Source organism: Paenibacillus assamensis DSM 18201, assembly GCF_000422445.1.
GTDB classification, from domain to species: Bacteria; Bacillota; Bacilli; order Paenibacillales; family Paenibacillaceae; genus Paenibacillus_B; species Paenibacillus_B assamensis.
Map to the genome: position 1 here is coordinate 1 of NZ_AULU01000032.1, position 13,969 is coordinate 13,969.

Annotated in this window: 15 protein-coding genes; 4 read left to right on the plus strand and 11 right to left on the minus strand. The window is 40.0% G+C overall.

Features of this window, described 5'->3' with window-relative positions:
* Window positions 1-186: 186 nt before the first annotated feature.
* The 5 genes from nadE to H580_RS0114300 form a co-directional block, all read right to left on the minus strand.
* Entirely contained in the window at window positions 187-1,005 is an 819-nt protein-coding gene (gene nadE, locus H580_RS0114280; protein ID WP_028595380.1) for an ammonia-dependent NAD(+) synthetase, read from the minus strand.
* 14 nt (window positions 1,006-1,019) lie between these two features.
* Window positions 1,020-1,637 (minus strand): nicotinate (nicotinamide) nucleotide adenylyltransferase, encoded by a 618-nt coding sequence (gene nadD, locus H580_RS0114285; RefSeq protein ID WP_028595381.1) that lies wholly within the window; start codon window positions 1,635-1,637, stop codon window positions 1,020-1,022.
* Window positions 1,638-1,669: 32 nt separating this feature from the next.
* Window positions 1,670-3,154 carry a nicotinate phosphoribosyltransferase gene (locus H580_RS0114290; RefSeq protein ID WP_028595382.1) on the minus strand — a complete coding sequence of 495 codons (1,485 nt, stop codon included), beginning with the start codon at window positions 3,152-3,154 and terminating at the stop codon, window positions 1,670-1,672.
* Window positions 3,147-3,725: a cysteine hydrolase family protein gene (locus H580_RS0114295; protein ID WP_028595383.1), complete on the minus strand. Its 579-nt coding sequence runs from the start codon at window positions 3,723-3,725 to the stop codon at window positions 3,147-3,149. Before H580_RS0114295 ends, H580_RS0114290 begins: the two co-directional genes overlap by 8 nt.
* Window positions 3,726-3,892: 167 nt before the next feature.
* Window positions 3,893-4,669 carry an NUDIX hydrolase gene (locus H580_RS0114300; protein ID WP_028595384.1) on the minus strand — a complete coding sequence of 259 codons (777 nt, stop codon included), beginning with the start codon at window positions 4,667-4,669 and terminating at the stop codon, window positions 3,893-3,895.
* A gap of 160 nt (window positions 4,670-4,829) precedes the next feature.
* Here H580_RS0114300 and H580_RS0114305 point away from each other — a divergent pair, with 160 nt between their 5' ends.
* The gene (locus tag H580_RS0114305; RefSeq protein ID WP_028595385.1) at window positions 4,830-5,228 is read left to right on the plus strand and encodes a DUF1398 family protein; all 399 of its coding nucleotides are present in this window, start codon (window positions 4,830-4,832) and stop codon (window positions 5,226-5,228) included.
* 105 nt (window positions 5,229-5,333) lie between these two features.
* On the opposite strand, the gene H580_RS0114310 is transcribed toward H580_RS0114305, so the two are convergent.
* From H580_RS0114310 to H580_RS0114320, 3 genes are all read right to left on the minus strand, one after another.
* On the minus strand, window positions 5,334-5,732 hold the full coding sequence (locus H580_RS0114310; RefSeq protein WP_028595386.1) for an SRPBCC family protein: 399 nt from the start codon (window positions 5,730-5,732) through the stop codon (window positions 5,334-5,336).
* Entirely contained in the window at window positions 5,729-6,058 is a 330-nt protein-coding gene (locus H580_RS0114315; RefSeq protein ID WP_028595387.1) for an ArsR/SmtB family transcription factor, read from the minus strand. The genes H580_RS0114310 and H580_RS0114315 overlap by 4 nt, the downstream gene beginning before the upstream one ends.
* Window positions 6,059-6,204: 146 nt before the next feature.
* A complete protein-coding gene (locus tag H580_RS0114320) occupies window positions 6,205-6,912 on the minus strand; it encodes an FAD-dependent oxidoreductase (RefSeq protein WP_028595388.1) in 708 nt (235 codons plus the stop codon).
* A gap of 709 nt (window positions 6,913-7,621) precedes the next feature.
* Here H580_RS0114320 and H580_RS0114325 point away from each other — a divergent pair.
* The gene (locus H580_RS0114325) at window positions 7,622-8,974 is read left to right on the plus strand and encodes a lytic polysaccharide monooxygenase (protein WP_028595389.1); all 1,353 of its coding nucleotides are present in this window, start codon (window positions 7,622-7,624) and stop codon (window positions 8,972-8,974) included.
* A gap of 531 nt (window positions 8,975-9,505) precedes the next feature.
* Window positions 9,506-10,297, plus strand: a complete 792-nt coding sequence (locus H580_RS0114330; RefSeq protein ID WP_028595390.1) for a heparin lyase I family protein — start codon at window positions 9,506-9,508, stop codon at window positions 10,295-10,297.
* Between the two features lie 14 nt (window positions 10,298-10,311).
* Here the strand turns inward: H580_RS0114330 and H580_RS0114335 are convergent, their stop codons facing one another.
* The 3 genes from H580_RS0114335 to H580_RS0114345 form a co-directional block, all read right to left on the minus strand.
* Window positions 10,312-11,202, minus strand: a complete 891-nt coding sequence (locus H580_RS0114335) for a serine aminopeptidase domain-containing protein (protein ID WP_036605297.1) — start codon at window positions 11,200-11,202, stop codon at window positions 10,312-10,314.
* Window positions 11,203-11,218: 16 nt separating this feature from the next.
* Window positions 11,219-11,815, minus strand: coding sequence for a TetR/AcrR family transcriptional regulator (locus H580_RS25540; RefSeq protein ID WP_028595392.1), 597 nt, complete (start codon window positions 11,813-11,815; stop codon window positions 11,219-11,221).
* 348 nt (window positions 11,816-12,163) lie between these two features.
* Window positions 12,164-13,711: a hypothetical protein gene (locus H580_RS0114345; protein ID WP_028595393.1), complete on the minus strand. Its 1,548-nt coding sequence runs from the start codon at window positions 13,709-13,711 to the stop codon at window positions 12,164-12,166.
* Here H580_RS0114345 and H580_RS0114350 point away from each other — a divergent pair.
* Window positions 13,700-13,969: IS3 family transposase (locus H580_RS0114350; protein WP_028595394.1), on the plus strand; the 270-nt coding region annotated here is incomplete at its 3' end. The two genes, H580_RS0114345 and H580_RS0114350, sit on opposite strands and share 12 nt — an antisense overlap.

Genomic DNA, 13,969 nt, shown 5'->3' on the forward strand with positions numbered 1-13,969 from the left:
TGACTCCTGTACAGTACAGAAATCATCTTTTGTCCGCAGTTTAAAACCCATAAGCTCTTTCTTTTGAATGTGTCCTTGACAAAGGGTCCAGATCAGTGCTTCCTACGGATCTTGTACTAATCTTAATTTATGCAGCCATTTTAATAGCTAAATGTTATTATGTGCCTTGCACTTTCCGGTCTTAAATTACTTCCACCATTGATCGAATGGTGATACCGGTAGCTCTCGCTTATGTTGTGTTTTCGTGTAGCGCCCTTCAATTTGGATCTTCGCTTCTGGAGCAACTTCCTTGCCAACAAGATATTCATCAAGCACGGCATACTCAATTCCAAGCTCAGTTTCATCGGCTTGCAGCGGCTTGTTGTCGAGAAGATCGGCGGTTGGTGTTTTAAAATACAATCGTTCTTCTGCATGTAGTTCAATTAACAGTTCACGTCCTTGACCTTTTGTAAGTCCAGCTAACGGGAGTAAGTCAGCTCCACCATCCCCGAACTTGGTGAAGAAACCTGTGATAGCTTCGGCGGCGTGATCGGTTCCAACAACTAGACACTGATGTTCTCCTGCCACAGCATATTGTGCAATCATACGCATCCTTGCCTTTACATTGCCTTTATGGAAATCCGTAAGGGTTTTACTGTCTGCCTTCTCATAAGCTTCCACAAACACATTTACTGGTGCCTCAATATTTAACGTCAACGAACGATCCGGCTTTATGAATTGCAAAGCCAGTTGAGCATCGTCCTCATCTCGTTGGGTTGCATAAGGCAGACGGATTGCAATAAACGTTGCTTCATAGCCTTCTGCACGAAGCTCTTCAACCGCCAATTGAGATAATCGTCCTGCGAGTGTCGAATCTTGCCCTCCGCTAATGCCCAGAACAAATCCTTTAGCCCCCGTTTTGCGGCAATAATCTTTAAGGAAATTCACTCTAATACGAAGTTCTTCCGAAGGTATAATCTTGTGTTGTACATGCAGTGCGTTGATGATTTCGGTTTGCTTACTCATATCTCGCTGCCCCTTTATGATTGGTATAGATGGTTAATTTGAATGTAGTCGTAAACCTTATCGGGAACCAAGTAGCGGGGTTCTCCACCCATCTTGAATTCGTCTCTAATATAACTAGAGCTAATCTCCATGGCTAGTCCCTTGTCGATCAAATGAAATGTATGACCATCGTCTGCATTTCGAAGAATGGGAGATTTGCTAATGGCAGATAGCATATTGATGCCGTCTCTTGCCATGACAATAAACTTATTTTCACGAATGAGCTCTTCAGCCCGTTTCCATTTTCCTTCACCGATATCTACGAGAAGATCAGCGCCCATAATGAAATACACTTCGTCATTCGGATATCTCTCACGAAAATGATTCATTGTATGGTAGGTTGCGATTTCCCAAGCGGGTTGATTCATTTCAAAATCGTCAATTTGAAATTTATCGTTACCCTCAACCGCGATGTGAACCATGTTAATACGATGTTCATCAGAAACATGAATTGGTTTATCTTGTCGCTTGCTGGAACAAGGCAGAAAGATTACTTTATCAAGCTTGCAGCGATGTGCTACTGTGCTTGCTGTCCAAAGATGGACATTCGTGATTGGGTCAAAGGATGATCCATATATTCCGATTTTCGCCATCGCATACAGCCTCCTTTTCGTACTTTTACCATTTAGTCTTCGAGTGTTTCTTGCACTTTATTTCGAACTTCTTCAATTAATCGCATCTTGTTATTCCAGCATGCTTGACTGAGATTAACAGGGTACTCTGCTGGATTGAGTGTTCGTTTATATTCATCCCACAATACATTGAGATTTTCTTGTACAAAGCCCCTGATTTCTTCTAGCGTAGGTAAATCGTATACCAAGTCTCCATTTTCAAAGATGGTGTGATGAAGCTCTTTCGCTTCAAATTCCGTTACAAATTTGGCGATATACGTATGGACGGGATGGAACATGTGCAAACGTTGTTCATTTTGCGGCTCTTCCTGTTCCAGTGCAATGTAGTCACCTTCCGATTTTCCATTAGCCTTGTTCATAATTCGATATACACGCTTGCGACCAGGGGTCGATATTTTTTCAGGATTCGAGCTGATTTTAATCGTATCAACCATCTCTCCATGTTCGTCTTCAATCGAGATTAACTTGTACACAGCACCCAAAGCGGGTTGATCATACGCTGTAATCAGCTTTGTGCCAACGCCCCACACGTCAATTTTAGCCCCTTGTGCTTTTAGGTTCATGATCGTGTGTTCGTCCAGATCGTTCGATGCATAGATGCTGGTCTGTTGGAAGCCTGCCTCGTCAAGCATTTTACGAGCTTCCTTCGATAAATACGCTAAGTCTCCGCTATCTAGTCTAATACCCTTAAAGTTGATACGATCACCAAATTCTTTTGCTACTTTAATGGCCGTAGGGATGCCAGATCTCAGAGTGTCATAAGTATCAACAAGAAATACACAGTCTCTATGCGTTTCAGCATAGGCTTTAAATGCTTTATATTCATCTCGATAAGCTTGAACCATGGAATGGGCGTGTGTTCCCGAGATTGGGATTCCAAATAACTTTCCGGCTCTTACATTCGACGTTGCTTCGAATCCTGCAAGGTATGCAGCTCTCGTACCCCAAATCGCGGCATCCATTTCTTGTGCTCTGCGAGTTCCGAACTCCATGCAATTATCCTCAGTGGCTACTTGTTTAATGCGCGCAGCTTTTGTTGCCACAAGGGTTTGATAGTTAATAATATTAAGTATCGCAGTCTCACATAGTTGTGCTTCTACGAGCGGGGCTTCAATACGCATAATCGCTTCATTTGCAAATACCAATTCCCCTTCTTTCATCGAACGAACGGTGCCTGTGAAGCGAATGGTCTGAAGGTAGTCTAAATATTCCTCACGGTATCCTTCGTCTCGAAGATAATCTAGGTCACTTTCGGTAAATCGAAAGTTATGCAAATATCGAACAACTCGTTCTAGGCCCGCAAAAATCGCATATCCGTTCTGGAACGGAAGCTTGCGGAAGTATACTTCGAACACAGCTTTACGATTATGATCGCCATTTTCCCAATATACTTGCGCCATATTAATTTGATATTTATCGGTGTGCAGCGCGTGACTGTCATCACTATAATTGAGTACGGAAAGCTCGAGTTTATTCATCTTCATTTTCCTCCTTTTTTACGACAGCTGCTCCAAGCGAGCCTTTGAAATGTCTAAGTGCCCATACATGTCCTTCGGCATCAAAGCTTGCAACCGCATCTTCATGCACAACAATATGGAAACCTTTATTGTACGCATCTACGGCGGTATGAAGTACGCAAATGTCCGTGCAGACTCCTACAAGATGAAGCTCATTTATTCCTCTTGCGCGAAGCTGCAGTTCTAAGTCCGTCCCAGCAAATGCACTGTATCTGGTTTTGTCCATCCAATAGACGTTCTTGGCGTCTTTATTCGCTTGATACAGATCCTCCAGTTGTCCGAAAAGCTTGCGGCCATCGGTTCCCTCGATATTGTGCGGTGGAAACAGTTTCGTTTCGGGATGAAACGGATCATTCTCCTTATGCATGTCGATAGCGAAAATAACGAAATCACCATTTTGAATAAACATTTTTGTAATATCAGTAATTCGTCGCTCAATCGCTTGCCCTGGAGTCCCACAAGTTAATGCCCCATCGCTAGCAACGAAATCTTTCGTATAGTCAATATTTATAAGTGCTTTTTTGTTCTCCATATCGTACTCCTCCTTTTAACTTAACTAATGCATAATTGTTAATTGTATATTGTAAAAAAGAGTAGTGACAATAAAGGTATTGTAGCACTTCACTCATTACATATCGACTTGCGAAGTAGTGCTACTTACTTATTAGTCACCATCTTTTCTTACCTGCTGTCAATCAATTATATTTTGGTGTGATAAATAGATTTGTTTAGATCCATGTCCACGAAACGGTACAGCTGTGTCGGTCGTTTCGAGGTCCGCGTTGTTTTCTGACCTGCAATCGCTTCAATAAAGGGTAAAGACTTGATCTTTCTTGCAAATGCCGATTCCATCGCAATGGCGGAATCATCAGTAACCGTAAGGAGAACGGCTTGAAGCTCTGAGTATGTGAATTGTTCAGGTAGAAATTCCTTAGCTACCGTCGATTCGAGCAGCTTCTGACGAATGACATGAATGGCGTCAGTGATAATTTGTGCGTGATCAAAAGCCAGATCGAGATTCATAACTTCTTGTATGGAAAACAACTGAACATCTGCAGCATCATCATTTGCCTGTCTTTGGGACAACTTATGTTCGGGAACGATCGCAAAGTGTGCGTTCGTAATCATCCAACCTCTTGGATCACGCCCTGGTTTATCGTATACTCCATAATGTTCAAGGTGAATGTTATCAACGCCTGTTTCTTCTTGCAGCTCACGTTTGGCACTTTCATAGGCAGTCTCATCTGGGTTTACGAATCCACCAGGCAAGGCCCACTTCCCTGCTTCAATATTGGGCTGGCCTTCACTGTTCAGCATACTCCGCTGAATGAGCATAATCTTGAGATCCATCACGGGCGGCTTGAATTCTTTAATTGTAACAGGCATTATGGTAAATACAGCGATGTCAGATGTATAACCATCTGGTGTACGATATTGTTTTACATCATATTGTGCTAGAGCTTCTTTATTTGACATGTATAAGGACAATCCTTTCATTCTTTTAACAATTACCAAAGTGTTAATTGAATAATAATATTAGTTCCTGCATTTGTCAACGTATATATTGCCTATTTCTTAAATAAATATTCTTCCTCAACATTTGATGATGACGAAATAACTTGGAGGCCTTACTCATATGCGATTTAATCAAGAAAGTATTTTGAATGTTGCAACTAGTGAAGAACATGCAGGAGATTTTCCGAAGATTGTACACGGATTTAAACAATTAGGAATTGAACAGTATGATTTTATAGTGGATCGTGGCGTTTATGTGTTTACAGATGGTAACATCCGCATAGAAACACAACTAAATGGCATCCCTAAAAAGGTCAATGAAATCTCCTCTAAGGAAGGAATTAAGAGCGCAATAAAAAAAGCCCAAGGCGGGCAGATTGATTTTGAAACATTTATTACATTAGCCGGAGAAGCAGGTATTGCTTACTGGACTGCTGATTTAATTAAAATGGAAGTGTCTTATATGGATAGATCTAACCATATTATAGTTGTTGAGCCTATTCCCGAATATAAGGGCTAATCAGCTCTTGCCTGCTTCTACCTAGAAATCAGCTTATTATATAGAGGGTGAAGACCAGTTGTTGTAACTGGTCTTTTATGCCTTACAGGTTAATAACAAGTCAAGTTATTGCTCCAACACCTGTTCAAACTTGTCGAACCATGCACTCCAGCCGTACTTCGCGCCTCCGAGTCCATGCTCATTTGTGAATCCAGTTTGTTCAAGATGAAGGTTAACCTTGCCGTCCCCTAATTCCTGCAGCGTCCAAGTAACCGTATGCTTTTCGTTTCCGGTAGCCCAAGAATAGGACAACCTGTGCGGTGGTTCCACGGTAAGTACTTCACCGTCAACAATTCCATCCCAATATTCGGATGGTTGATGGCGGAATTGAAAACGATAACCTACGATGGGTTTAAAGTCATTCTCCGTAATCCACTTCGCTAATTTGCTTGAATCGGTTAAGGCTTCCCAAGCCTTCTCAATCGATGTTGTATACTGATAATCCAATTCTAATGTTAAACTCATGTTTCTTCCTCCTCTAATAGTTCGTTCAAACGCATCATATTCATACTCCAGTATTTACTGTAGAAAGCGACCCAATCTTGAATTTCTCTGAGTGGTGCGGCGTTAAGTCTAAATCGCGTTTCTCTGCCGACTTTGCGATCAAGGACTAGCCCTGCTTCTTTGAGAATGGTTAAATGCTTGGATACCGCTGTGCGGCCCATTGAGAAATGTACCGTTAAATCATGGAGCGGTAATTCTTCAGCTTCTGATAATAGATGAATCAGTCGGCGTCTAGTTGGATCTGCAATCGCGGTAAACACATCCCGCGACAGTTTGTTCTCGCTCACAACACCCTCTCCTTTTATCAAGGGACAGCCAGTAATGTTATCGGATCTAGCGCCTGCAACGCTTAGACCCTAAATGGACGACTTTTCTTGTCTTTTGATTATAGGATACCAATTGGTGTTGTGTCAGCCTTTACTATCATTATTACTTAATACCCGTAAAAGGAATCCTTTTTTATATTCCGTTTTGAAACCTGCTTGTTTTGTAAATAACTAGAAAGCGAATCTACCATTGACTTCGGTCCTGCAATAAAGTACATACCATTGTTTTTATATAAGTCGTTAAACTTGTCTATTTCCTGATGTAAGTCATCTTTTGAATCCAAATAAGTTACACATATGGAAGTACGGCTAGCCAGTTCATCAAGCTCATTTTTGTAGATAAATGACTGTGTGCTATCTAAATAAAGTAGCTCTCTCTCTTTCCCGCCCGCCCTCCTTTCTGCCTCTATCTGTTTTAGAATCGACCGATATGGTGTAATGCCAATTCCACCTGCAATCAGAAGCGAAGGAGCGTCGTCATCTAACTGAAAAGTCCCCACTGGTCCGCTCATCTTCACTTTCATACCCGGTTTTAATTCTAACAACGCTTTCTTATAGTCACTTGGATCGTCGCCGATACGCGTTGTGATTTTAACAATATTCTCAGTAGGTGCAGATGCTATGCTGAATGGTTTTGTAGCATTTTTGGTGGTTCTATGCGTAATACTGAACAGACCATACTGCCCTGCTTTCCAGGTTAGATTTTTATCTTTTTCAAATAGAAAAGAATATACATCTTCTGATTCTTTCTGACTGTCTAGAAATAACAACTCTCTCTTTTTGAATATCGAGAAAAAATCTTTAAAGAAACCCATTCCTTCATCTCCCTCTATTCACTTCGCAAATCGTACGTATCAAGTTACATGTTAATTGCAACTAATTGGACACCATTTGGTGACGATTTGATTTTAGGACACCATTAGGTGTCGTGTCAACTGGGAATTAAATTCCACAGGAAAAGGTCTCTGATTGTGGAATATTTGAGCATTTTTATCACAAATAGAGCTTTTTCTTGAAAACGAAATTTTATTCGTCAAAGATTGTGTGAATTTTTACGCAGGAGGAATATCTTTTCAGACAAATCCTATCATTACATAGGTCGTTAAGCTTATCAGATGGGCCCACAATAAGCTTGTTGATAATAGTTCTAAAATCTCAGTGCACAAATGTAAGCGATTGCATTATGATAGAGTTGTCTACTATTCCTCAGTCTATACTCAAATGAAAACCCTGCCGTTCAACTAAAAGTAAATTCACTCTTCTGCAAAAGTAACCTAGTACTGCCCCCTAACCCATCCTGCTATATGAAAAAGTCCAAAATTGATTTCATCATTACGTACCCACATCGTGTATAAGCTCAGTAGAGTTTATATAAATCGTCTGACAAGGAGTTGATATCATTAAGCAATAAATGATCTATATGCATGTCAATGTGAATGAAAGGAGGCAGCTAATAACGCTACTTACTAGATGTGAGGAGATGGGTGGATACAATACCATACCAAAAACTTGGGAGGTAATGTTATGACGATGAATGTTCGAATGGATCGGGGTCACATGCTGCGTGTGTTGGTTGTTTGTGGTGGTGCGCTGCTTATTTTAGCTGGTATTTTTGCGTCTGCAAAATCGGTTTCTGCTCATGGTTACGTAGATTCGCCAGCTAGTCGAGCAATCCAGTGTAAAAATGGTTTAAATACGAATTGTGGGTCTATTGTACATGAGCCGCAAAGCCTTGAAGGTTATAAGGGATTCCCTAATGCTGGCCCAGCTGATGGGAAAATTGCGAGTGCAGGTCTAGCTGGTTTTGCCAATTTAGATGCTCAAACCGCTACACGCTGGAACAAAGCGAGCATCAGCAGCGGCACAAATACATTTACTTGGAAATTTACTGCACCGCATGCAACGACTAGCTACCGTTATTTTATTACGAAGCCGAATTGGGATCCGAATGCACCGCTATCGCGCGCACAACTTGATCTTACTCCGTTCTGTACCGTTCAAGGAAATGGACAAGCTCCGCCAACAACGCTGTCCCATACTTGTAATGTGCCTGCTAGAACAGGCTATCATATCATCCTAGCGGTTTGGGATATTTCAAATACACCAATGGCCTGGTACAACGTCATTGACGTACAGTTCGGGGCAGCCGATAATACAGCACCTACAGCACCTGCCAATTTGACTTCTGGTGCGGTTAGTACAACAACAGCTGCATTATCATGGAGTGCTTCCACCGATCAAAATGGAATTACAGGTTATGAAATTTATGCAGGATCGAACACGACACCCATGGCTACGGTACTAGGCAATCAGCTCAGTACGACGGTAACGAATTTAACTGCAGGGACAACCTACAATTTCACCGTCAAAGCCTATGATCCGTCTGGTAATCGTTCTGCCGCCAGCAATAGTGTGCAAGTAACGACCAGTCCACTCCAGAACGATGTAACTCCTCCGACCAATCCGACAGGGCTGCATGTAATGGGACCTGCTGGCACGAATTCGCTTACACTTATGTGGAATGCATCAACAGATGCAGCCGGAATCGCAGGTTATCGCATCTATAGCGGCTCGACTGTTGTGGCAACCGTAACAGGTCCAGCTACTAGTAAATACATTACGGGACTAACACCAAATACGTCCTATACGTATACCGTTCGTGCAATCGACCCATCGCTCAATGAATCCGGCAATAGTAATGCCATCACCGTCACAACCGCTCAAGTTTCTACAGCTACGCCATGGGCAGTTAACACAGCGTATGCGCTGAATGCTTTAGTTTCTTATAATGGCGTGACGTATAAGTGTATCCAAGCACATACTTCACAAGCTGGTTGGACACCGAGTTCATCCCCTTCCTTATGGCAAGCACAATAATAATTCGCTTTGTTAAGCAGTCTCTCAGATTGGCCAAGTTTTCAAATTAGTAGAAATTGAGCAGCAACAAACAAGCTGGCAACGGTATTTTCAACCGGAGTCAGCTTGTTTCGTTTATACTGATTTCGTTACTTTTTATGAAAGTGGATGCTCTACGTATGTTAGTTCACGCCTACTGACTATTAATACAGGATTTGGATGTGATTGAAGGCCATCTACAACGCGGATTCAGTCCATTACTTCCTCTAACGAGCACCATGGACGTTATTTTCATAAAATAACCCTTCATATAAATGTAACGGTTGTAGACGAGCTTATTTAAGCGACAATGTTGATAAACTGCGCTCCATCCGACTAATAAGCGCTGTGACGTCCTTTACATTTTAAAATAAATCGATTTACACGGAATAAGCTCTATGGCAACTGTTAGCGTATTTTAGCCTTACCTAGACGTATTGATTATCTAGATATTATAAACTAAAATTTTATATGGATTAAATTACCTAACCTAATTTATGGAGGAGATCATATTTGAAGAAAAAAAGTGTTACTCTACTTATGCTCACTATGATGTTCGGATTGATGTCAACGGTTGTATCCGCTGCCTCATTTACCTTAACCGTCAATGCAGACGGGCCTAATTACGGTAAGGATGCATATCAAATATTCAAAGATCATTTTGGACCCAAACCAGTGGATGGTGCTGCTAGTGATCGTATTTTCGAAGTAAACTCCCCTAGTGTCGGACATGCATTTGAATTCATCGTCAAAAACACCGATCCACTAGAAAACAATACGAGTCAACGTAATGAAGTGAAAGTATATAACGCTTCTCGCGCTGAACTAAAAGCCCCTAAAGACTCGAACTACACGTATAAATGGAAATTTAAATTAGATGAAAACTTTGAGTTCCCTAAAAAAGCACACTTTTTTGCTATGTTTCAATATAAAGCTATAGGACAAAATGATGATATTCCATTGCTCACCTTTTCATTAGATCAGAACGTTTTAAAATTTTATCACAATCCTAAAGGTACGGATAATACCCAGCGTAAAGTACTAAGTCAAGTCGACTTTACGAATTATCGAGATGTCTGGGTTGAAGCAACCGTAACCGTTGTAAATTCAGATCATGGATTCCTTTCTATGACATTAAAAACGTTAGACGGTAAAGACGTAATGCCTCCTTATAGCGCAAATCAAGACATGTGGATAGATGGGGCAAACATTATCCGTCCGAAATGGGGTATTTATCGCAAACATTACGCTGAAATTAAAGATGCAAAAATTCAGTTTGCCAACTTCCAAATTAGTAAGCATTAATCATTAAGCATTAATTACGAATAAACTTTGCTGAGAAATGTGATCTGATCAGAAATAATACCATCCCTTACTCCAGGCTCATAAAACTCAAAATGAGTAGCAGGATAAACCTTAACCTCAACCGTGGGAAGCGCTTCTATTAATTCCTTCGTCTGCGGTCCCTGCGTCTCTTTATCAAATTCACCATAGCAGATCAACACGGCAGCTTTAACTTTGTCTGCTGTGCTGCTTGGTTTATATTTCGCCATCTCCATAATTACTCTTGGAGCGATCTCGTTGCGCCATGTGCTGGATTGCATACCTGCAATCGTTCTGGCTGCATCGCTTCCTACCATAATAGCCAGTTCCCCAGTATTGCCGACCATAGGGATGTAGAGCGGTTCGCGTCCCTTCTTGGCACGGTTCTGATCTTTGCGAATAAGTCTTAAGAGTTTTAACCTTTGCCACCAAGAATGTGTGCTTTTTTTCGGAAAACCGTTATACGGAATTTGCGCGATAACAGCTGTAATTTCTGATGCCCTTGAGGCAACGGATATGACATGCCCGCCTCCAAGCGACGATCCCCATAGGCCTAAGCGATGTTCGTCAACTGCTGGATGATCACGGATAAACCGAATTGCAGATAAAAAATCCTCTTGTTGTCCTGAAATACTTACAATTTGTCTAGGTAGCCCGTCGCTTTCACCAAGGTGACGATAATCGAAAGTAAAGGAACAGAACCCCGCCTGAGCAAAGGCAGTGGCAGCTGCGATCAGACTCGGCGTGTCCTGCGTGCCTCCAAATCCAGAACCTAAAATAATACATGGTTTGGGACTATCGTGATCCAGACGATAAAAATAACCGACACAAGTTGTCCCACTGCTCTGGAATTCCAATCTTTCTATACGAACGGTTGCTTTGTCCATGAGTGACTCACCCTTCTTATCGAATTTTCGCGCCAACAATGCGTTCAATGAGACTATAAATTAAACTCCGCTGACGTTCTGATGATTCGCCTACTCTTCTGGACAGTAAATGGTGTACCTCTTGAAGCGCGCCTAGAAGTGCGGCGGCAGTAAATTCAGCATCCTCTGTTTGGAACCCGCTATCCACTTTTCCAGATTCAATTAAGGACGTAAAGCAACGCATCAATTCTTTCATGCTTTCTGCAGCCACTCGGCTATGAACGGCTTCAAACACCGGAGAGTGAATCGTCTCAAAAATATCGTTCAACTGCCCCTTTTCAGATAAGTGGAAATTCAATTCGATATATTCTATGATTCTTTCGGCAGCCGTTTTATCACTATTGTTTAAGATCATAAGGTATTTGTCGACAATTCCACTTGCTACGGAGTAGATACAGGCTTCAAATACATCTTGTTTGGTTTTGAAGTAGTAATAAAAACTTCCCTTTGCAACTTGCATCGATTGGGTAATATCCTCAACTGTCGTTTTTTCGTATCCGTTTTTTAAAAACAATGCCATGGCAGTATCCATAAATTCTTTCCGTCGCTCTTCGGGCTTTTTCGTTGTCCTCATGTCCCACCTCCATTTTTAGTTATTTCCATTATATTCATTTGACTGACCCTCAGTCAAATGAAACTCGAATATAAATTTACAAAGATCACGTCAAGCCAACCCCAAACCTTTCTTTGATCTAATCGAAATTAGAAAACTTAGTAAAGTGGATGAGTATAGATTTTGCTTCCTGTGAATACATGTTTCGATTTTGATATTGAAATAAACATATTGGGTAGTTTAACTATCCTTTAATAGGGAGGACTATATCGACATTTCAACATAATTAAATAGGACATTAATGACCTCACAAAACCACCGAGTTGATGTTACTCGATGGTTAATCAATTAAAATTTTGAAATGTTAGTTTATGATTTTAATCCAAGTGTAGTTTTCACATTTTCAAAAACCTCTTTAAGTTTCTGATTTTGATTATTCATTCTTTTAATTTCTCCATATTTTTGGTTGTAATAATTTGTATAAGGGATATATTCATCATACATTTTTTTTGTCTGTATAAATTTAAAGATGCTTTCATCCATATTTTTAATTATGTAGGCAATTAATTCTATTTCTAATATTCCTAAGTAATCGACCTGTTTAATCGTAGAGTGTAATTTTTTTTGCCACTGTTTATCGGAAATTTTATTGTTAAACTTCGGCACTTTGGGGAATGAATGACTCGATACAGACAGTATAAAGACTTTATTCACCCCCTCAAAGATTTGAGGCTCTAATCTAATAATTTCGGTATAGACTTTATTTGCTTGCTTTATAGGGTTTATCACAAATTTCTGAAAGTCTTTTTTAGCTGTTATTTCATCAGCCGCTATCTTTGTTTCTTTTCTAATTCTCCCACTTTTACATTCAATAATTAATAAAGATTTACCTAGTAGGATATAAGCATCCGAAGAAAGCTTATTTTCTCTTCCGTACTTAAATTCTTCAATGAATTTGTATGTGTTAATTTTCGCTTCATCGACTGCTGTTTTAAGCAGATCAGAAATATAGTGTTCGAATAATCGTCCAAAAAATCTAAAAAATGATTCATCTTTTAAATCGAAACAATTTCTAATTTTAAAAAATAATCCGTCAAAAATGACTGCGTTCATATTTCCTGGAGAATTTGGATATGCTAATTTTTTAGACTTAAACATCGGATTTATTAACAACGGCTCAAAGTCATAGGGGTTATTTAATGTACTTTTCGCCCAATTCTTTAGCGTGATAGGATCAACACAAAGATCATCAAAAACTAATAATGCCCTGTCCTTCATAAGAGTGTTATCGAAATATAATTCAGGATCAATACCCCAATCAGTTTGACCCATAACTTCTTCAAGTGTTCTTTCATTTATACATATACTATTTAACACAATAATCGTTGAAATATATTCAGATATTGTGTATCCATATTTTTCATTGAAAACCCTATGTATGTCGATATATTCCTTTGGATCAAATCGATTAATATCTCTTGACAGCTCTTCAAATAAAATATGTTGACGTATCAATGAACGATCTATATGTGTATCCCTTGTAAATAATAGACTTTGAAGAATAAGATTTTCGACATCATCGCCCTTGTCCATGTAAATCTCTAGATAGTCTTGTAATTTTAATACTATTAAAAACACATTGAACGAATTGGGAAAATCATTGGAGAAGGAATAATATGGTTGTCTAGTTCCGTGAGCAATAAACCACTTCATTGTGTACATTAAATTAATTAAGTCAAACGGCTCAGAATCTTCAATAAATTCTTTGTCTACAACATATTTTTTAAGTATATTTTTAATGTTTCCGTTCCTTGGCTGTCTAACACCTGGATCGGCTACACTTAGTTGGACAGAAAAAATAAGGGCTAGTAGAATAAGAGCAATATAACAAGGAGCGGATCTACTATGCCAAGACAAAGACGTACATTTACTGCTGAATTTAAGAGACAGATGGTTCAGTTATACGAAAATGGAAAAGCAAGAGCAGCTATTGCAGATGAGTACGAACTAAGTGCTTCTGTACTAGATCGCTGGATTAAGCAATACCAGCAGTCAGGATCATTCTCAGAGAAAGACAATCGGTCTACTGAAGAGAATGAACTTATTGCATTACGTAAAGAAAATGAACGTCTTAAAATGGAGGTGGACATTTTAAAGCAAGCAGCGCTGATCATG